Origin of the sequence: Puniceibacterium sp. IMCC21224 (assembly GCF_001038505.1) — a bacterium.
Lineage (GTDB): Bacteria > Pseudomonadota > Alphaproteobacteria > Rhodobacterales > Rhodobacteraceae > Puniceibacterium.
In genome coordinates this window covers 57,002-74,986 of the sequence record NZ_LDPY01000007.1, presented here as the reverse complement: position 1 = coordinate 74,986, position 17,985 = coordinate 57,002, and the positions used below count along the sequence as shown (strand labels likewise).

At 60.6% G+C, this 17,985-nt stretch carries 18 protein-coding genes; 14 read left to right on the top strand and 4 right to left on the bottom strand.

Going from position 1 to position 17,985, the window contains the following annotated elements; genetic code table 11:
* Window positions 1-42 precede the first annotated feature (42 nt).
* The 3 genes from repC to IMCC21224_RS25835 are packed head-to-tail and all read left to right on the top strand — an operon-like array spanning window position 43 to window position 1,967.
* Complete coding sequence (gene repC, locus IMCC21224_RS25845) at window positions 43-1,323, top strand: plasmid replication protein RepC (RefSeq protein ID WP_082135477.1); 1,281 nt, start codon at window positions 43-45, stop codon at window positions 1,321-1,323.
* 54 nt (window positions 1,324-1,377) lie between these two features.
* Window positions 1,378-1,635 carry a type II toxin-antitoxin system ParD family antitoxin gene (locus IMCC21224_RS25840; protein WP_047998425.1) on the top strand — a complete coding sequence of 86 codons (258 nt, stop codon included), beginning with the start codon at window positions 1,378-1,380 and terminating at the stop codon, window positions 1,633-1,635.
* Complete coding sequence (locus IMCC21224_RS25835) at window positions 1,632-1,967, top strand: type II toxin-antitoxin system RelE/ParE family toxin (protein WP_047998424.1); 336 nt, start codon at window positions 1,632-1,634, stop codon at window positions 1,965-1,967. Before IMCC21224_RS25840 ends, IMCC21224_RS25835 begins: the two co-directional genes overlap by 4 nt.
* On the opposite strand, the gene IMCC21224_RS25830 is transcribed toward IMCC21224_RS25835, so the two are convergent.
* On the bottom strand, window positions 1,962-3,059 hold the full coding sequence (locus IMCC21224_RS25830) for a tyrosine-type recombinase/integrase (RefSeq protein ID WP_047998423.1): 1,098 nt from the start codon (window positions 3,057-3,059) through the stop codon (window positions 1,962-1,964). The genes IMCC21224_RS25835 and IMCC21224_RS25830 overlap by 6 nt on opposite strands.
* Window positions 3,060-3,216: 157 nt before the next feature.
* Here IMCC21224_RS25830 and IMCC21224_RS25825 point away from each other — a divergent pair, with 157 nt between their 5' ends.
* The 4 genes from IMCC21224_RS25825 to IMCC21224_RS25810 all read left to right on the top strand — a co-directional run bounded on the left by IMCC21224_RS25825 (window position 3,217) and on the right by IMCC21224_RS25810 (window position 5,869).
* A complete protein-coding gene (locus IMCC21224_RS25825) occupies window positions 3,217-4,101 on the top strand; it encodes a DUF1403 family protein (protein ID WP_047998422.1) in 885 nt (294 codons plus the stop codon).
* 2 nt (window positions 4,102-4,103) lie between these two features.
* Complete coding sequence (locus IMCC21224_RS25820; protein ID WP_047998421.1) at window positions 4,104-4,700, top strand: SMC-Scp complex subunit ScpB; 597 nt, start codon at window positions 4,104-4,106, stop codon at window positions 4,698-4,700.
* Window positions 4,701-4,832: 132 nt separating this feature from the next.
* A complete protein-coding gene (locus tag IMCC21224_RS25815; protein WP_053079232.1) occupies window positions 4,833-5,297 on the top strand; it encodes a helix-turn-helix domain-containing protein in 465 nt (154 codons plus the stop codon).
* Window positions 5,294-5,869: a PIN domain-containing protein gene (locus IMCC21224_RS25810; RefSeq protein ID WP_047998420.1), complete on the top strand. Its 576-nt coding sequence runs from the start codon at window positions 5,294-5,296 to the stop codon at window positions 5,867-5,869. Before IMCC21224_RS25815 ends, IMCC21224_RS25810 begins: the two co-directional genes overlap by 4 nt.
* A 63-nt stretch (window positions 5,870-5,932) precedes the next feature.
* Here the strand turns inward: IMCC21224_RS25810 and IMCC21224_RS25805 are convergent, their stop codons facing one another.
* Entirely contained in the window at window positions 5,933-7,000 is a 1,068-nt protein-coding gene (locus tag IMCC21224_RS25805; RefSeq protein WP_047998419.1) for a CBASS cGAMP-activated phospholipase, read from the bottom strand.
* Window positions 7,001-7,476: 476 nt separating this feature from the next.
* Entirely contained in the window at window positions 7,477-8,838 is a 1,362-nt protein-coding gene (locus tag IMCC21224_RS25800) for a nucleotidyltransferase (RefSeq protein ID WP_047998418.1), read from the bottom strand.
* Window positions 8,839-8,983: 145 nt separating this feature from the next.
* On the opposite strand from IMCC21224_RS25800, the gene IMCC21224_RS25795 reads away from it, so the two are divergent.
* Both IMCC21224_RS25795 and IMCC21224_RS25790 read left to right on the top strand, forming a co-directional pair.
* Window positions 8,984-9,319, top strand: coding sequence for a helix-turn-helix domain-containing protein (locus tag IMCC21224_RS25795; RefSeq protein WP_047998417.1), 336 nt, complete (start codon window positions 8,984-8,986; stop codon window positions 9,317-9,319).
* The gene (locus tag IMCC21224_RS25790; RefSeq protein WP_053079231.1) at window positions 9,316-10,203 is read left to right on the top strand and encodes an ImmA/IrrE family metallo-endopeptidase; all 888 of its coding nucleotides are present in this window, start codon (window positions 9,316-9,318) and stop codon (window positions 10,201-10,203) included. The genes IMCC21224_RS25795 and IMCC21224_RS25790 overlap by 4 nt, the downstream gene beginning before the upstream one ends.
* 97 nt (window positions 10,204-10,300) lie before the next feature.
* Here the strand turns inward: IMCC21224_RS25790 and IMCC21224_RS25785 are convergent, their stop codons facing one another.
* Window positions 10,301-10,882, bottom strand: a complete 582-nt coding sequence (locus IMCC21224_RS25785) for a plasmid pRiA4b ORF-3 family protein (RefSeq protein ID WP_231582243.1) — start codon at window positions 10,880-10,882, stop codon at window positions 10,301-10,303.
* A 920-nt stretch (window positions 10,883-11,802) separates the two neighbouring features.
* Here IMCC21224_RS25785 and IMCC21224_RS25775 point away from each other — a divergent pair.
* From IMCC21224_RS25775 to IMCC21224_RS25760, 5 genes are all read left to right on the top strand, one after another.
* Window positions 11,803-12,141, top strand: a complete 339-nt coding sequence (locus tag IMCC21224_RS25775) for a DUF736 family protein (protein WP_008335659.1) — start codon at window positions 11,803-11,805, stop codon at window positions 12,139-12,141.
* Window positions 12,142-12,776: 635 nt separating this feature from the next.
* The gene (locus IMCC21224_RS28390) at window positions 12,777-12,953 is read left to right on the top strand and encodes a hypothetical protein (protein WP_231582242.1); all 177 of its coding nucleotides are present in this window, start codon (window positions 12,777-12,779) and stop codon (window positions 12,951-12,953) included.
* 411 nt (window positions 12,954-13,364) lie between these two features.
* Window positions 13,365-14,087: a helix-turn-helix domain-containing protein gene (locus tag IMCC21224_RS25770; protein ID WP_156178445.1), complete on the top strand. Its 723-nt coding sequence runs from the start codon at window positions 13,365-13,367 to the stop codon at window positions 14,085-14,087.
* Window positions 14,080-16,008: a relaxase/mobilization nuclease domain-containing protein gene (locus tag IMCC21224_RS25765; RefSeq protein ID WP_047998413.1), complete on the top strand. Its 1,929-nt coding sequence runs from the start codon at window positions 14,080-14,082 to the stop codon at window positions 16,006-16,008. The genes IMCC21224_RS25770 and IMCC21224_RS25765 overlap by 8 nt, the downstream gene beginning before the upstream one ends.
* Window positions 16,009-16,022: 14 nt before the next feature.
* Window positions 16,023-17,948 (top strand): type IV secretory system conjugative DNA transfer family protein, encoded by a 1,926-nt coding sequence (locus tag IMCC21224_RS25760; protein ID WP_047998444.1) that lies wholly within the window; start codon window positions 16,023-16,025, stop codon window positions 17,946-17,948.
* Window positions 17,949-17,985 lie beyond the last annotated feature (37 nt).

The window sequence follows — 17,985 nt, the reverse complement described above, 5'->3', positions numbered from 1 at the left end:
GGCTTTCTTTTGCCTCCAACTAACCGGAGGTGAGAAACAGGCATGAAACATACAGGTTGGCGCAAGCCGACACCGGGTCTTGGGGTTGCTGAGCAACTTGCTCAAGCCGGTGAACGGGTAGCAGTACCCAAAACACGGGCCTTCGTGGCACTCAAGCGCGTGGGGGCACATATCGGCTTGAAGGCCGGCGACATGATGCTCCTCGACACGCTCGGGGCGTTTACCCAGGCCCAGGACTGGGAAGAGGGGCAGCGTCCGATCGTCTGGGCTTCGAACGCTTATCTGATGGAGCAGACGGGGTTCTCGCTCTCCGCGCTCAAGCGCCACGCGCGGCGTCTTGTTGAGATCGGCGTGATCTCCTTCCAGGATAGTCCCAATGGCAAGCGGTGGGGCCGCAGGGACACCGAGGGCCGCATCGTCGAGGCTTATGGCTTCGACCTGTCGCCGCTTTCAGCCCGTGTTGAGGAGTTCGAGGAGCTTCATGCCGAGCTGCAAGCAGAACGCGAGCTCTGCCAACGCCTGAAGCGCCAGATCACGGTGGCACGCCGGATGATCCGCGCCCGGATTGAGGCGGCTATCAGCAGCGCGTTGCGCGGGCCCTGGAGCCAATTCACGGGGCTTTTTGAGGAGCTTCTGGACCGACTTCCGCGCCGTCATGAAGCCTCTGAGCAGTTGGAACGGCTCTTGTTGTGGTTCAAGGAACTCCAAGAACGGGTCGAGGCGGCCTATCTCAAGGCGATTGGTGCGATAAAACCTGTGGAAAACACCGGCAACAAAGACACCCAAGTTACGAAGAAGACTCAAGAAATGAACCCCAAGGAGTTCATTTCCGAACCTCATATACTAATTACAAATCAACTTAATCCTGTAGCTAGTAATTCCTCAGAAAAAGAGGAAGCCGCGGGTGTGGTGCCTAATGCTCCACCCGAAGAGCGGGTTGATAGGGAGCTGGAAGATTGGGTTGCCGAGGTGCGCAAGAAACGGACGGCGCTCGATCTGCCGACAATCATGCAGGCCTGTCCGGAATTCGCATCCTGGGCGCGCAATATGGGTGGATTCCTGAAGGATTGGGGCGATCTGCACCGGGTTGCGGGGCAACTCAGGCCAATGATCGGGATCTCGGAGCATGCCTGGAACGTGGCGCAGGACCGAATGGGCACACAGGTGGCCACGGCCGCGTTTGCGCTCGTCTTCGAGAAGCACAGCGCGGGTGAGGTTTCCTCGCCGGGCGGATATCTGCGCGGTATGGTCGAGAAAGCCGGGGCAGGGGAGCTGCACCTCGAGCGCAGCTTCTATGGTAGGCTCAGTGGGCAGGCGGCATGAGGTGTTGATCAAAAGGGGTCATTGGCATATATTGCCAACAAAGGAGGCCGATAGATGGTTACGCGCAATGTCGTTCTGACCGAAACCCAGGACCAGCTGGTGCAGGCGCTGGTCGCGTCCGGACGTTACCAGAACGTCAGCGAGGCGATGCGCGCGGGGCTTCGTCTCCTGGAGCAGGAAGAAGCTCGGCTCGCCGGTATCCGACAGGGCTTGTTCGAGGGATTGGCGCAGGCAAAGGCGGGTGAGTTCGCCGAAGGCAGCGGAGTAGACGCGATCCGGCGGGCCTTTCGACAAGCACGCGCATCTTCATGAGCCGATCCCTTCGGCTGACCCGGCGCGCGGAGGCCAGCCTGGTCGAGATTGCCAAATGGACAATCGAACAATTCGGGCTCAAACAGGCTGAACTCTATGAGAACGAGGTGCTAACCCGCTGTCAGGCAATCCTGAACGGTCAGGCGCATAGCCGAAGCTGTGCGGTTTTGGTCGATGATGCGGCCGATCTGCGGTTCGCTAGGGCAGGGGAGCATTTTCTGTTGTTCCTAGATCAGCCTGACGAGGTCATCATCGTTGATATTCTGCATTCCCGCAGTGATCTTCCGCGTCATGTCGCGGCGTTGGCGGCCCTCAGAAATGTCGACCTATAGCCCTGCGGCCTTGGTCAGGTTCACCCGGAACCTGTCGCGGCGTCGCTGGTAGCGGCGGGTCATCTCGGCCGAGGCGTGCCCTAGATGTTTCTGGACGTAGCGTTCGTCGACTTCAGCCGAAGAGGCGAGTCCGGCACGCAGAGAATGGCCGGAGAACAGCACCAGGCGGTCTTTCTCGGGCAGGTCGGACCGAATGCCGGCGTCCAGGACCGCTCGCTTGATCAGGCGCGCGACATGCTTGTCGTTCAGTCTCGTTTCGGATGCGCGTTTGCCATCCCGCGAGGTGCGCACGAAGACCGGGCCGAAGTCGATCTTCGCGAAATGCAGCCATTGCTCGAGCGCATGGACCGGGCAAGTTTGATCTTTGGAGCCCCGGCCGATTTCGACCTCGCGCCAGCCGGTCTTGGCGTTGAGGGTCAGCAGGGCGCCTTTGTCGAAGATCTCGATCCAGCCGCCACTGTCCGGCGTGTCGTCTTTGCCATGGTCGAGGCTGACAATTTCAGAGCGGCGCAGCCCCCCTGCGTAGCCCAGGAGCAGGATGGCGCGATCCCGCAGCCCGCGCAGGTCGAAAGGCAGGGTGGCAACCATCGCGAGGATATCCTCGGCCAGGATCGCTTCCTTCTGCACCGGCGGGCGCGCGTGTTTGCGTTTGATGCCTGCCAGTACCGTGGCGATGTGACGGTTCTTGCGATCGAGGGTGAAACCGTGCTGCGTGTAGGTCCAGACAAGGCCCGAGAGGCGGCGGTCAATTGTGCTCACGGAAAGGGCAGGGGAGGGCGGTGCCGGCGAGGCCAGATCCGCCAGGTAAAGCCCGATCATTTCGGGTGAGGGGGGCAGGGGTTCGACCCCTTTCATCCGGCACCAGCGTGCAAAATGTGCCCAGTCCTTCGCATAGGCCTTCAGGGTATTGTCCGAGGCCGCGGCGCGCGCGTAGTCGCGGGCGGTGTCGACCAGGCGATTCAGTATGCCGGAGCCAGCAACATGGGCGGGCAGGGCGATCGTGGCACTTTTGTCTCGACTGCTCTCGTCTTCCTGAGCATCAACAGAAATCCCAGGGTGCGGTGATGTCGATTTCTCGTCCTCTGAGTCCATCAATTTCCCGAAAATCCGCTAATTTTGAGACTATTTCATAGTATATCTAGTAATGTCCGATAATGCAAACTTATCGGACATATCAGAGGGCCGCAGGGTGGGGCGGTTATCGTCTTATTTTCTGGATAAAAGCGCCGCGCAAGTTTAGGCTCCGAGCATGACATTTGCCCGACCGGATCACACCAGCGACCTCGACACGCTACCCCAAATGCCCGCCTGGGTCACCTCTGCACGCGCTGAAACCCTTGAAGATGTTGCGTTTTTGTCGGGCGCCGCGCTGAACCACCTGCATCTTGTGTTGGGGTGCGTGGAGGTGCCCCAAGCCTTGTTGCGGGATCGGCTCGCGCTGCGCGCGGCCGAGGCTTGTATGGCGTTTTCTGGCCGACCGGAACGGGCAGGGGAGCTGCGCGATGCGGTGCATCTGATGCGCCCCGGTGACCTGCCGGGACCGGCGGGAGAGGTCTATCAGTCGTGGCGGCGCGCGGCAGGCCGACCGGTGACGGTGAAGGCTTTGGGCTGGGCCTTGCCGGCTGTTGTGCCGGCCCAGATCGCCGCGTGGATCGATGCCGGGCAGGGCGCCTTAGTGGCGCGCGCCGCGACCGTTCTGGAAACCGTGTTGACCGAGGCGCCACGCCAAGAGGTGCCGGCGCTGATCCTTGCCGATGCGGCCCTCGCCCAGGCACTTGGCTGGGATCATCTCGTGCCGCTGCTGGCCGCGGGACAGAAACGCGCCGACCTGCGCAAGCGGGGCGATGACTTTCGCCTGGCCTGTCATCGGGCAGTCATCTCTTCGGCGATCGAGGCCGTCAGGCAGGCTGCCGACCTCGCGCGTCGGGCGGCGCATCTGAAGGCGGTCGCTCCGAAACTGCGAGCGAAGGGGGCAGGCGACGCGGTGGAGATGTTCCTGACCCGCGATGCCGTGGCACCTTCTGCCCTGCCCCTGCCGGACCGCGCCGCGCGCCGCCTCTGCGACCGGCTGGTGGACCTTGGCGCGGTGCACGAGTTGACCGGGCGTGACACGTTCCGGCTTTACGGGGTGTGACGATGGCGAAGGACAGATCGGAGCCGGAGCTGGACCGTGAACTGGCTGACCTGCCGCCGGAATTGCGCTGGCGGGAATGGATGCGCCGGATCGAGGCGGTCCTCTTTGCCTCTGCCTCCCCTGTGCCGCGCGAAGATCTCGCCCGCGTGGTGGGGCAGGAGGCCTCGGTCGATCTGCTGGTCGAGGACCTTGCCGCCGATCTGGAAGGGCGGGCCTTCGAGATCGCGCAAGTTGCCGGCGGCTGGATATTCCGGACGCGGAGTACCTATGCGCCGGCGATCCGCGCCGCGGCGGATGTCGGGGATCAGCTGCTGGATCTGAGCGAGTTCGATGTCGCGGTCCTCGCGGCCATCGCTTACCACCAGCCGATCACCCGCGACGGGCTCAAGGATATCTTCGGCAAGGAGATCAGCCGCGACCTGATCGGTCGGCTGCATGCGCGCGAGTTGATCGGGACCGGGCCGCGGTCGCCTCGACGCGGGGCGCCCTATACCTTCGTCACCACCGAGCAGTTCCTTGTCGCGTTTGGGTTGGAGAGTCTTCTCGATCTTCCCGATCGGGAGCAGTTGGAGGATGCGGGGGTGGTCGGCTCGGCTTAGTGGCCTAGCGGCGATCGGTCGTGCGGCTCGTTCACATGGCGTTAGTGAATTTCGAATATTTCGAGTATTGCGATTGTTTCGAATGGAAGCTATCCTATATCTAACTCAAGTCGTGAGAACTGGAGAGACAAGATGAACGCCCTCAGAAAAGAGGCGTTTTTTGATCGCTTGCCCGATGAGGTGGAGATCAAGAACGCTGAACAACTCAGAACAATTGTCGCTTCCCAGATCAAGGAAGGCGAGCCCACTACGCTGTCGCTTGCCCTTGAAAGCGGCGAAGTCCAAACCGTAACCCTTGCACCGGCCCTCACAGCATCTCTTCTCGAGGTGCTGCGCCTCGTATCGAGCGGTCGCGGGTTTCGGATGATCCCGGTAGAGGCCGAGCTGACGACACAGCAGGCAGCAGACTTGCTCAACGTGTCGCGTCCATTCCTGGTGAAGCTTCTTGAGGAGAAAGAAATTCCGTTCACGAAGACAGGACGGCATCGCCGCGTCCGCGCGAATGATCTGTTTGCTTACAAAGAAAAGCGTGACGCTGCCAGATCAGACGCGTTGGGCGATCTTGCGGTGATGGATGCCGAGGACGGCCTTATATGAGCCGATACGCAGATCGGTTCACGGCTCTCCTCGATGCATGCGTCATAGGCGGCGCGCTTCGTAGAAATATGCTGCTCAGCCTTGCCGAGGCCGGACTGTTCCGGCCCCGGTGGAGCAGTCGCATTCTGGACGAGACTCAGAAAGCCATCTTTCAGATCACGAAGGGCGAGACCGACGGTGTGCGTCAGAGGGCGGCCATAGAAGCCGCCTTCCCAGAAGCTTTGGTGACGGGCTATGAAATTTTCGAAGAGAAACTCGCCCTGCCAGACCCTGACGACAATCATGTCCTCGCCGCCGCCATCGCAACGTCAGCGTCCGTAATAGTGACGGACAATCTAGCCGATTTCCCGTCCGAGGCCCTGGACCCGCACGCCATCCGGGCGATTTCCGCCGACGACTTCATCGCCGACACAATCGAGTTGGATCCCTCGGAGGCCATTCTGGCCCTGCGCCGCATGCGCGAGCGTTTCAGGAATCCGGCGCTCGATGTTGCGTCGCTGATTCACAAGTCAGAAGCACAGGGCCTTTTGCAGGTTGCAACATTCATGGATGAGTATCAGTCTTTCCTGTGAGGAAAAGGCCGATGGCTACTCATAGTAGAGTCATCCGATACTATCGGCGAATGTGGCCCAACTCTAAGTCGCACCTTTTACGTTACTCGGTCCATGGTAAAACGCAGCAGCAAGCCGAGGCATATCGAAGAATGCCTCAAGTCGTTCGGCGTTTTCCTCGACAAGCCGCTTCGCCTGCTGTGGCAGTTCGGCACTTGCCCGCGCGAAGTCATCAAGCGCAATCGGTTCGAGCGTTGGAGCGGATGTCAGACGAAGCATGCGGTCTCGCCCGATCAACAGCCCTGCCTGACCGAGGGCGTTCTGACTTTGTAGGTGCATCGCGCTTTCGATGATAGTTCTCCAGTGGAACATGCCGCCGCGCTTGATTTGACCATCAGTCATACGAAGGTCTTGATCGCCACAACCAAGGCTCAGGATTTCGATTTTGTGCCTGTCGACGTTGAAACAGCTCATGGCATCCACCAGCGCCACCATGACGGGGTTGTTCGCCCAAACACCGCCATCGGCAAAGTGCCGGGTGCCGTTTCGGTAGGTCGAGAAGAACGTCGGTGCAGCGGATGTCGCCAATGCCACCGTGACCAGTTCTTCCTGCCAGTCGAGGCGAAAGTCAGGGTGGTGCGGGGTCTTGAGGACGTTGACCTCGTTGAACCCATCGAAAGCGGGAATGTTCAAACGCACATTGACCGAGCCCAGTTTCCTGTTGCCAAAGCGGTCTAGAAGCGCTCGCTCCAAGGGTTCGCGGTTGTATCGATAGACGGCAAGATCGCTGGCGAACTGGTAAGCAGATCGCAGCGCGCGACCAATTCGAGTTGGCGGAGACCAGGGCCGGGGAAATATTTCCGACCCGTGGCGCATATAGATTTCCAGAACCTCCTCGGCGCGCATTCCTGCTGCCATGCCGAGCGCGATTATTCCTCCGGTTGAAGTGCCGGCGATCATGTCGAAGTAGCTGGCTGCCGAACCGCCCTTCAAGAAACGACGCTCGCATTCCGCCAGCACCGCCGCAGGCAGAATGCCTTTTATGCCGCCGCCATCAATGGACAGTATGCGAAGATCATCTGCGGGCCATTCGAGTTGATCTCGACGGTGAAAGATGGTGCCCTGCGAGCGGCGGGATTGAGGTTGTGCCATAAAATCTCTCCATAAGTACCGCCAACCTGGATCGCCCGCCTGACTGACTTCTGATGTGTTTGCCGGTCCCAAACCATTTTCCCGAAGCGAGCCAGCTTTCGTAGCAGCTCAGCCAGTTGGACGCCCAGGGAATGGTCGTATTGCTGATCAGGTCATCTGGCGACCATTGATCCGCTCCGTCGTCGAAGAGGCAGAGGAATGGCCCCGTACGCTCTGTTCTCGGATGTGACACGTAAACATGCGGTAGGGACCCTTCTTCGTTGCCGAAACGCCTTTGCAATGTCGGTTCAAGAACCTCAACCAGTGGCTGCAGGTACAGGTTTGATCTGCCTTCGAGCAATAGGGGTTCCGTATACTCTACCCGCAGCCGGTATGTCGTTCTGTGCGGCTGCAGATGCCCCTCCCAGACACATGTTCGCTGGCTCAGCCGGTCGCATGACCATTCGGGATAGACATCGGCCGTGTCCGCAATCTGATCACCAACAGTTATCATCAGGTACAGTGCCCCCCATGTTCGTATTCGCGCGTGCAGGCCTCACGAGGCCTGGTGCGGATGCGATCCCAGCACCCAGAGCTGGAGCAGCCAGGGACGAAACTGGCGCCGCAGGTTTCAAATGCCCGCTCGGTGTCATGCCGAGCGCACCATGTTCGAGCTGGACAGTCTGTGCGCGATGATAGGCCTGCAGAGCGGTCTCACCGGCCTTTTCGCCGAACAGATCGTCAAACGTCGATTGGATTACTGCCGGATCGAAGCCAACCCGCTTTAGGTTTTCGAGGCGTTCGATGAGGGTGAGCAAGTCCGCCGCCCAAAGCTGCTGATCGCTCCTTTGAGCCGGCCACCGATCGGTAAAGAGGTCCGGATAATGTGCCGGATTGCGAACTTCAAGCAGCCGCAGGTTCTGTTCAGCATTGCGGATCTGCCAGCGCATACGCTTGGCAATCGCAATCACTTCATCGACCAGGCTATCGGTTGCAGGGCTGGCATCGATTGCAATCGCTGCGATAATGACGGCCGGCGGTTTGCGTTTGCCACGGTGATCGTCATGCTTGCGATACCGTTTGTCGCGGAACCTCTTGATCAGTTGCAGGGCAACCACGCGAGGCGATTTCTGGTCGAGCGGGACATGCACCGGCATCGGTTGGGTATCTGCCTTTTGCAACGCCAGACCAGACGTCTCATTTGACAGCCGCGTGGCCAGTTCGGTGTAGGTTTCGCCATCGACGAGGTAACGACGCGCGTCGAAGCGCTTCTGAAACGTCTCGCTGATCTCGACGTGAGCATTGAAGTGATCGGCAAACCCCTTCGGATTGATCTCCTTGTGGTACCGCTCGTCCGTCTCGGGCTTGTAGTGAAACAAGGTCGCCACGCGTTCGGGGGTCCCATCGATGCGAACGACTGGCATCAGATCGACCGTGACGCCGTCCGGGTAGGTAACCGTGATACAGCGGCTGTTTTTCTCAATCAGATAGTCGTAATACTTGCTGCCTTTTTCGCCTTTGATCGCTTTGTACAATTGCTCAAGCACCCATGCGGGGTCGGTACGAGGAGGGATCGCGATCTCGAGTACGGCGTCAACGTCGTGCTGGTCGGTCTTAAGGCGTGACCGAGTTGCCGCGTGAATTGCAAAGCTGCCGGATGGATAGACCTCAAGCACTAAGTCCTCGAGAGGGCTACCAGGGCGGTCGACATGCTGTGCGAGTCCACGAAAATGCCTGTCGGCTTCATCGTGCATGGAACGAGTGATCTGAATGGCGCGCGCAACGTCCATCAGCGCAGCTTCGACGGGATCGATCTCCAGGCTGCGGGCAAAATCTTCGAGGTTCGTCCTGATATTCATGTTCTTCTGCCCCCTCAGGCTTGACGGATTCCCCGATCCGTCCTACAGTTTTTGACGCTTTCGTAGGATAGAAAGTCAAAAAAGAAGCCGCGAGCAAGCGGCGTGAGTCCTACGATATCGTCATAGTAACACACGCGGGAGCGTCATGTCAAATTCTACGGATTCCAACGGCGGGTTCGGTGACAGGTTGCGGCTAGCTAGAGAGGCGCGAGGGATCAACCAAACGGAGCTTGCGGCGAAAACAGGGTTACAGCCATCAGCGATCGGCCATTTCGAGAAGGAACGGCGCAAGCCTTCCTTTGCGAACATTCGGACCCTCGCCAAAGCATTAAGCGTTACATCAGACTACTTGCTCGGCAGGACCAGTGATATGGCCGGGGCAACAACGGCTTTTCGCGGTGAAGAAAATTTATCGGATGACGACCGAGAACACATCCAAATGATGATCGACCTCATGAACCAAAGAAAGTCAGGTCGTTGAGCAAATTCCGAATTCATATGGCGCGACGCCAAGGTGAACTCAAAGCAAAAGAAAAAGGCTACGATGCCTTCCCCGTTGATCCGTTTGCGATTGCGGAGACCGAAGACATCTTTGTTGAGCCAAAGGATCCCGGCCGGGTTGGCGTGAGCGGCGGGATCATCTTCCATGAAGAGAGCGTTGGCATCTTCTATGCGACCGATATCAAGAGCGAAGGGTTTCGCAGGTTCACCGTGGCTCACGAACTTGGCCACTATTTTCTTGAGGGGCATCCCGAGGAAATTCTGAAGACTGCTCCGATCCACATGTCCAGGGCCGGGTTTTCACAAGGGACCAGCTCGATAGAGCTAGAGGCGGATCATTTTGCGTCTGGGTTGCTAATGCCCTCCAAGCTGGTTGGCGAGGTGATCGGGGGAAACCGTGTCGGTCTGGACGGAATCGTTGCGCTGGCTCACTTGGCAGAGTGCTCCCTTACAGCCTCTGCCATCAGAGCTGCAGAATGTTGCGACTATCCGATGGCGGTCGTCGTCAGTTCCGGCGACAAGGTCGCATATGCGTTCTTGTCTGAAAGCTTCAAAAAGCTCGACAAGCTCACATTCCTCAAAAAGGGTACTCCGCTGCCACGAACCCATACCCTGCGGTTCAATGCTGATACGCAAAACATCCGGTCCGCACGCTCGATTTGTGGACAAACCAGTCTTGCTGAATGGTTCTCTTGCGGGCGACGGCTTGCGTTGGATGAAGAAGTCATCGGTCTCGGCGCTTACGGCTTCACCCTTACCGTCCTTTCCAGCGAAGAACTTGCCGACGACCCTGATGACGAGGCCTACGAAGAAGAAGCCTCATTGATTGAGAGCTGGACCCCCAAGTTCGCTCGAGGTCGCTAGCGTAGCATTACTCACCAACTTCCAGGTTCTCGTTATGTATTTCACGCTGGAAGAAGGTAGCCCCGCGCGTACAGCTTCCCCAAACCAGCGTCAGGTTTCACTTTCGATCGCGGCGTTCTTTTGCCCATACAAACATCGCACCGACGGCAGCATTGGCTTGCTGCACGCTGAACGCTTCCGGTTCGAACGCGCCCGCCCATTTCTTTGTATCACGATGTTCCGGGTGGCGTTTGTCGGTCAGCGCGTCGAGAAACTCTTCGTAAGAGTAGGGCCCTCCACAGTCCTCTGGCGGGCACGCGCGCTCTCCGGCAACACAGGCGGGAAAGTCCAGATCTGGTCTTCCGGTTGGTTTGTTAACCTTCTCGACAGTGACGAGATGTCGCCAACCATCGCCGAAATCATAAGTGTATGTGAACTGGCTGCCTTTCTTGACCAGCTCTCCAAGAGTAAACCTCTTTTCGTCCTTCCGGCCATCGTTTGGGTCCCAGCTGTCGTCACTTTCGTCGCGGGCCTCGAACCTGTCTTCGGCAATCTCGAATTCATGCAAATGATAGTCTTGCCAAGGCATAGCGCCCTGGAGAACGGAATGCAGGATGTCCAAGTTGATGTCATTCGGCACGAGGATTCGGCGCCAGATCGGTGGTTTAATGTCAACAAGTTCGATTTTCAGCTCAATCAAAGTGTGTTCCGTCTGTCTCAATGGCCCTGCCGTTGAAGTAACTTTTGATTTTTAAGCTGAAGCATTCAAGGGGAACTTTGGCCCCTCCTGCCCTTTGGCCAGGACCGCGCCCTACTCGGTCGGTTGCACGCAGCCGCCCTCCCCGAGCTGAAACGCCGCCTCTCCCTGCGACGTGCCGCTGGCCGCGCAGTCTCCTCCGGAGCCAGCCCGACCAGCCGTCGCATGGTCGTGGCAACGCTTCATCTCGGCCGTTTCGGTTTCGGTCGCTGGGGCGCGCGCTACATCTGTGTTCTTGTACCTCGCGTCTCGGCCGGTGTTGTTCCTCGCCTTGCTGGATATGCTGTTCTGCCGCGGCATCATTGGCCGTAAACGATGTTCGACGACCGCAGAATCGCATTGGCCGCAGCTGGCATAAGGCCGGTGATAGTCGTGATGCGCAAATCGCAGGTTATCGGGCTGTCGTAGAGGGTCCGTTCGAAATCCGGGTGAGCCGAGCAGGGTGTCGAGGCTTCGACGGTATCCCTGCTGCTCTTCCAGACAACACACATCGCGTTGCCATGGAAACCAGCCGTCGCAGCACTTGACGCAGGGTCAGGCAAAGTTCCGACTCGTCCGGGTGGGGATCGGGGCAAGAGGACAGAAAAGTCACCGCCCCCGGCATCTCCCTCGGCTGTTCACTCATTTTCCTACGAGGCCACCGCACTTCTCCGGGCGTCTGAGTTGCATGACATGCTGGTCGCAGCTGTCGGCCCGTCCACAAAGGTTGTCGCCGATCTTTTTCCCCTGACCCTGCGGGCCATTCCTCGCGGATCAAAAAGACCGCCGCCTGCCCCTCTCCGCTCACGCTTCGCCTTCGGTGTGGCCGGACCTTGGCCAGCTGCAAGGTGACCATCATTGCAACGCAAACAAGGAGAAGAGCAATGACCACGAACTGCATCAAATTCACGAGCGCCGACATCGAAACCGCCAAGGGCGTCGGCTCCATCTCGACCCTGACCTTCGACCTCGACATCACGGTCGAACCCGTCGCGAGCTCGAACCCGATGGCCCCCACGCACCGCGTCCTCGGCCGCTCACCGCGCGGCAAGCTTGTCGAGTGCGGCGGCATCTGGAAGAAGCAGAACAAGGAGACCGGCGCCGACTACTACACGCTGACTATCCGCGATCACGGCTTCAACGCCAACCTCGGCAAGGCCGCGAACCAGGACGATCTGTCCTTGCAGGCCGTGATCCCCTGGGGTCCCAAAGACGCAGCCTAAGCCAAGGGCCAGACCGCTCCGGCGGTCTGGCCTTTCCTCGTTCTGAGGAATGGCAGCAGTTCGGGTCCGAAACCCGTGTCCGAAGAATGCCGCATATTTCGGACGCGGACATAGAGTCGGGCAGTCAGACTGGATAGGTCGCAGATGCGGCTCCGATCGCCCTGTTCGGTGACAGCGTGGATCGCGCGAACCCGAGGCGAAACCGAATGTCAGCAGGGAGAACTGGGAGCCAGCTGAGCGAGGCAAGCGCAATCCTCCTCTCAGTCGGGCGACCCGCGCCAGGGTCGTCTTGGCGAAGCCGCTGGGTTGGCAAACACATCTTTGGCCGCAGGCGAGGAAACCCCAGATCAACGTCATGCGTCCGGGGAGCAACGTCTCGCGCCCGTGTCACCGCCGCGCGCCTTTCCGTCGACCTGTTGGCCTCAGAGATCGCTAGCCCGGGGTCGAGCGGTCAGCAACGCCGGGGGCAAGTTTCTGGACGGCTGGCGCCTTGAGCGCTGCGGGGGCATCGCTCACAACAAACCCGCCCCCGGCGTGCTCCATTTCATTCCGCCCCGTGCCGGGTGCAGCCCGCTCTCATGCCCCCGGTCTTTTCCACGATCCGTCCAACGACGATCAACGGAAAGGATCACACCATGACACTCGAACAATCCATCGACCTCGCGGAACTGCAAGCCGACATGGCCTTCGAAGCCTACCTCGCCGCCTTTGATGAAGACACCCATCCCGAGACCCTCGACAGCCTCGAGACCGAGGCGCTGATCGCCCGCAGCCGCTACGACGATCTGCGCAATCAGGGACTGGGTCACTGACGCAGACACCCCTGCGGGTCTTCGAATCCGCAGGGGTCTGACGTCGACTCTCAGATGCTTCGTGACGCCCTCAGAGGGTGTGGCCGCGCTTTCTCGCGCGGGCCGTATTCGTGTTCCTGGCGCCCGATCCGTGATCGGCTCGGGCGCTCGATTTGCCTGTCGTCACCTGCTGATTGGGTAACAGTTTCAGCAGAGTCTTTTGACCTGATTGCCGCGTATCATTGTGAACTGCGTCCGTTCCATGCCGCGCTGCGCAGCGGTCTTGAGTACACCGCATTTCCCGCAAAAAGACACGAAATGCAAAAAGTAATATTGCGCAATGTGATGTATTGAAGTATAAGCGAAGGAGAGAAGGAAGACGTTGGCAGGATATCGCCAATGTTTGCACATTTTGTCCGAGGGGTCTGACCTGTGCCGAGGCCAGCGAAAAACCTGAAGCTTGAAGAACGCATCGAAGTCGCGCGGCGCTTTGCGGCGGGCGAGAGCGCCAAGGATTTGGCGGCGGCGTTTGGCATTTCTCCGCGCCATGTGAACCGGCTCGCAAAAGAGGAGGTGGGCGAGGGGATCGCGGTGCGTGACCCGAGCGAGACAGTGGCGTTCCGCGCAAGCCGATCCGAGCTTGAAGCCTTCGATGCGGAGTGGCGCGAACGGGGCTATGCCAACCGGTCACAGGCGCTCAATGCGGTGCTGCGTGGGCGGTGCGGTTTCCTCGATGTACCCCGTGATCTGGTAGGGGAATTCTGCGCGGCGTGGCGTCAGGCGAAGGACGTGAGCGACACGGGACTGGCGCTCGCCAAAGCGGTGCATCGCGGTCGGCTGAAGGTCTCGGAGGCCGACCGCGCGGTGCTGATCGAGTTGCTTGATCTGGCGCAGCGGATGAGCCGTGAGATGGGCCGGATGAAGGATGCGGCGCAGGTGCTGCGTCATCAGGAGTGGCCGCAAAAGGAAGAAGGGCAGGGGGCGGATGGCGCGGTTCTGGAGGATGACCCGCGCGCGATCGGGAGTGGTCTGAGGCTGGTGCGTGAGAGTTACGGTTCAGAATTGGATCGCCCTTCGCTGCCTCTCGGCAAGCCTCGAACGCGAACGGCGATACCCGATGATTTGCTGAAGAACCGGAACTCTCGAAATGGCTGATCCGCTCGCCCTCTACGCCTCGGTCATGGGGCGGCTCTGGGAGGATGAGCGCATCCGGGGTCAGGCCGCGGCGCGGATCGACGCGCGGCTGGCGGGGCGTCGGCAGGGGCGGAGTTTCGCGCGGGTGGGGTCGCTGTCGGCGCGAAACGCGCTGAAAGCGGCCTCGGGTCAGAGCCGGGCGGCGGTCTTCAAACGGATCCGGGCCGGGGGCTGCAAGACGCGCGCCTCGCTCGGGGCGCAGATCTCCTACATCAACGACAAAGCCGTCTACTCCTACTCGACGATGACCAACGCCCTGACCGATGCGGCGGTGCTTTCTGAAGAGCAAAAAGAGGACATCATCGAGGACTGGGCCAGGACCTGGCGCGGCTCGACCAAGCTCGGTTTCACCTCACACATGCTGCTCTCGTTCCCGACCGATGTGACGGTCGACCAAGTCCGCGACATCGCGTTGGACTGGACGGAGCACTTTTTCGAGCGCGGCGAATACGGCGACCATTGGGACTATGTGCTCGCGGTCCATGACGACCGGGCGCACAAGCATGCGCACATCATCCTGAACAATCGCGGCGTCGAAAACGGCACCTGGTTCTCCTGCTGGGCTGAGGGTGTGATGTCGCCGCAACTCATGCGCGAGAAGCAGGCCGAGATCGCGGAAGGCTACGGCGTGATGCTCGACGCCACCACCCGGCTCGAGCGCGGCATCTTCGAGAAGCCTGCAGGGATCGAGGAGATCTACCGCGCCAAGGAAGAGGCCCGCCTGCCGCGCGAGATCGTCATGACGGCACAGGAATCCGCCATCGCGCAGGCGCAGGTGGTGGGCTTCGCCAAGGACTACAAGAACCTCGCCGACCTGCTGGACCGCATGGGCCAGCGCCACATGGCGCGTGCTGTGCGTGGCTTGGCGAACGGGCTTGGCTCCGGCACGCCGTGGAACTTCACCGAAGGAGAGATAGACATGAAGGACATCAAGACCGTCGGTGATGCGATCGACTATTCCGAGCGCACGATCGAGGCGCTGAGGCTCAAAGCCGAAGACCTGGACCCGGCCGAGCGCGCCGCCTTCGAGGCCAAGGCCGCGCCGATCATCGCGGATCTCTCGCAGATGGTGCCCGACCCGGAACTGCGCGCGCGTTTCGGCAAGCAGCTCGAGGAACCCTATCCGCCGGGGGCGGGCAGCGAGGTGCTGATTGCCGCGCTGCAGTCCGGCCATGACGAAGGGTTGCGCGACGTGCTCGAGCGCGCCGAGGAAGCCGGAATGGATACCGAGGAACTGGTGGCCCGGATCAGTGCCGGCGGCACGCGGAACTACGGCATGGCGCAGGACTGGGTCGAGCGCGACATGAACGCGGTGCTGGCGAAGGACGGTCTCAGCGTGGAGACGGCCAATGACGATCAACTCGATGCCGCGCTCGAGAAGGTCGACGGCGTGATGGACGCGCTGATGGAGCGCGCCAAGGAACTGGGCGTTGAGATCGGTCGAACCCTCGCGGACGAGGAAGAGGCGATGTTGCCGCTCATCGACCAAGACGACCAGACGCCCAATCCCTACCTGCAGGACCTCGCCGACATGCTGCGGGACGGCAGGCTCACCGAAGAACAGGAAGAGACGGTCGAGCGGACCCTGCAATCCGAGCTCTTCAAGGAGTTGGGTGAGGAAGGTTTGGCTGAGCTTCGCCGTGGCAACTACGAGGTGCTGGATGCGGCCCTGCCGAGCAAGCTCGACCGGATCACTGTCACGCAGGAATTCCTCGAAATGACGTTTGAGGAAACCGGCGATCAGGTCTTCACCGACCGTGCCGCCGGATTGCAGCAGGACAAGGCGACCGAAGTGGCGCGGATGCGCGGCCAGCAGGAGGCGCAGGAAATGGGGCGCGATCTCGGTCGGGACCGCGGTCTCGATGACGAGATGGAATTCTGAGGGGGATGACCACCATGACCAAGACACTTCCCCTCTGGGCCGCGCTCCTCTTCGGCGTGATCTGCGGCGCTGTCATCGGCACCATCGTCGCCGCTTTCTACCTGACCCTGGCCCTGAAAACCGGCTTTGGCAGCTTCGACATTCTGGCGCTCTGGAAGGCGAGTGCGGCTACACGCGCAGCGCACCCCGAGGCCTTCAAGGTCGGCTTTGGCGCTGTCGGCTTCGGGGCGATCGGCCTCGGCGCGCTGGCGCTGGCCTGGACCTGGAAGAAGGAGCGGGACGATTACGGATCGGCGCATTGGCAGACCAAGGCGGAGCTGAAGAAGAACGACATGCTGCAGGCACCGGGCAAGGGCTTTGTCTGCGGCAAGCTTGGCGCGCCGACCTCCAAGGCCGAGTTCATATCCTCGACCACGATCCCGCATGTGATGATGGTGGCCCCGACCCGCGCCGGTAAGGGCGTCGGTTTCGTGATCCCGAACCTCCTCAGTTTTGCGGGATCGCTCGTGGTGCTCGACGTCAAGGGCGAGAACTTCGAGAAGACCGCCCGTCTCCGGGCACTCAACGGCGACGAGGTCTATCGGTTCAGCCCCTTTGACTGGGCCAATGCTACGCATCGTTACAACCCACTCGCGCGGATCGTGAAGGCCCCGACATTCGCGCAGCGCTTCACCGAGGTCTCGATCCTGGCCGACCTCTTTCTCGACAAGGACAACAAGACGCTCGACACCTTCTCTGAGGCAGGCAAGTCGATCTTTGTCGCGGCCTGTCTGCTGGCGATACAGCGCGGCACGCCGAACCTTGGCGAGGTGAACAAGATCGTCGCCGGGGGTGAATACAAGAACGCGCAATACAAGACCTATGCCGACGAGGCCGAGGAAGACATCCTTCGCGAACTCTGGACCAACGCGGCCTCAGCTTCGTCGCGACTTCTCACCTCGAACATCCAGGCGCTGATGACTGCCGGTCTCAAGCAATGGGACAACCCGGCGGTGCGCTCGGCCACCGAGGCGAGTGACTTTGATTTCTCGACTTTTCGGAAGACCCCGCAGTCGCTCTACATCGCGGTCTCCGAGGATCACATCGCGACTCTGGCGCCGCTCCTGCGCCTGATGTTTGCCGATCTCATCGCCTCGATCCGCCTGAACGAACCCGGTCCAGATGAGCCTTGGCCCGTCATGATGATGATCGACGAATTCCAGCAGATGGGGGCGATGCCCTATCTCGAGCGCGCGATCCATTCGCTGGCAAGCTACGGCGGCCGCGTCGCGATGATCGCACAGTCGCTGGCCTCGCTTGATCGGATTTATGGGCCCGAGGGCCGCGAGAGCCTCGAGAATGGGGCGGGGCTTAAACTCTACATCACCCCGCGGGACCAGCGCACGGTGAAGGAGGTCTCCGCCGCCGTCGGCAGCACCACCCGCGAGGCGGTGACCCGGATGTATGGGCGCAACAAGGGCATCCTCGGCGCGGCCTCGACTTCGGCGCGGCTCGAAGAGCGGCCCCTACTTTCCGAGACCGAAGCGCGCCTGATGGACCCCGACGAGGTGATCATCCTCGCCTCGCCCCAGCACCCGATCAAGGCGAGTCGGATCAAGTACTACGACGATCCCTACTTCAAGGGCATGTTGGCCCGCCAGGCGGGCAAGCCATTCCCCTATCCGCCGAGCGTGCAGGGCGTGGGGCCTTGGAATGGAATAGTGAGTGGCGTCGGTGGTGATGGGTCAGTCGCGGAGGAGATTGAGAAACTAGCCGAACGCGCGCCTGTCCGGGATCGATCACAGCGCCGCGAAGCGCGCGCGATGAGCGTGAGGACGATGGAGGCCGGGCGTGGGCAACCAGAGCCCGAGACGCTCGAGCGGGAAGCGGCAGTGCCGAAGGAATGGGAGGCGGCGCTCGACCGGCAGGAGGATTTCATCGAGGAGTTATTGGGTGGGTAAGTCTCGTACTGCAACGAACGGATCACTGCGGACAATC

Bases quoted from the DNA above. Each gene is read 5' to 3' on its own strand.
- repC (WP_082135477.1), top strand. From the start codon at position 43: ATGAAACATACAGGTTGGCGCAAGCCGACACCGGGTCTTGGGGTTGCT.
- IMCC21224_RS25840 (WP_047998425.1), top strand. From the start codon at position 1,378: ATGGTTACGCGCAATGTCGTTCTGACCGAAACCCAGGACCAGCTGGTG.
- IMCC21224_RS25835 (WP_047998424.1), top strand. From the start codon at position 1,632: ATGAGCCGATCCCTTCGGCTGACCCGGCGCGCGGAGGCCAGCCTGGTC.
- IMCC21224_RS25830 (WP_047998423.1), bottom strand. From the start codon at position 3,059: ATGGACTCAGAGGACGAGAAATCGACATCACCGCACCCTGGGATTTCT.
- IMCC21224_RS25825 (WP_047998422.1), top strand. From the start codon at position 3,217: ATGACATTTGCCCGACCGGATCACACCAGCGACCTCGACACGCTACCC.
- IMCC21224_RS25820 (WP_047998421.1), top strand. From the start codon at position 4,104: ATGGCGAAGGACAGATCGGAGCCGGAGCTGGACCGTGAACTGGCTGAC.
- IMCC21224_RS25815 (WP_053079232.1), top strand. From the start codon at position 4,833: ATGAACGCCCTCAGAAAAGAGGCGTTTTTTGATCGCTTGCCCGATGAG.
- IMCC21224_RS25810 (WP_047998420.1), top strand. From the start codon at position 5,294: ATGAGCCGATACGCAGATCGGTTCACGGCTCTCCTCGATGCATGCGTC.
- IMCC21224_RS25805 (WP_047998419.1), bottom strand. From the start codon at position 7,000: ATGGCACAACCTCAATCCCGCCGCTCGCAGGGCACCATCTTTCACCGT.
- IMCC21224_RS25800 (WP_047998418.1), bottom strand. From the start codon at position 8,838: ATGAATATCAGGACGAACCTCGAAGATTTTGCCCGCAGCCTGGAGATC.
- IMCC21224_RS25795 (WP_047998417.1), top strand. From the start codon at position 8,984: ATGTCAAATTCTACGGATTCCAACGGCGGGTTCGGTGACAGGTTGCGG.
- IMCC21224_RS25775 (WP_008335659.1), top strand. From the start codon at position 11,803: ATGACCACGAACTGCATCAAATTCACGAGCGCCGACATCGAAACCGCC.
- IMCC21224_RS28390 (WP_231582242.1), top strand. From the start codon at position 12,777: ATGACACTCGAACAATCCATCGACCTCGCGGAACTGCAAGCCGACATG.
- IMCC21224_RS25765 (WP_047998413.1), top strand. From the start codon at position 14,080: ATGGCTGATCCGCTCGCCCTCTACGCCTCGGTCATGGGGCGGCTCTGG.
- IMCC21224_RS25760 (WP_047998444.1), top strand. From the start codon at position 16,023: ATGACCAAGACACTTCCCCTCTGGGCCGCGCTCCTCTTCGGCGTGATC.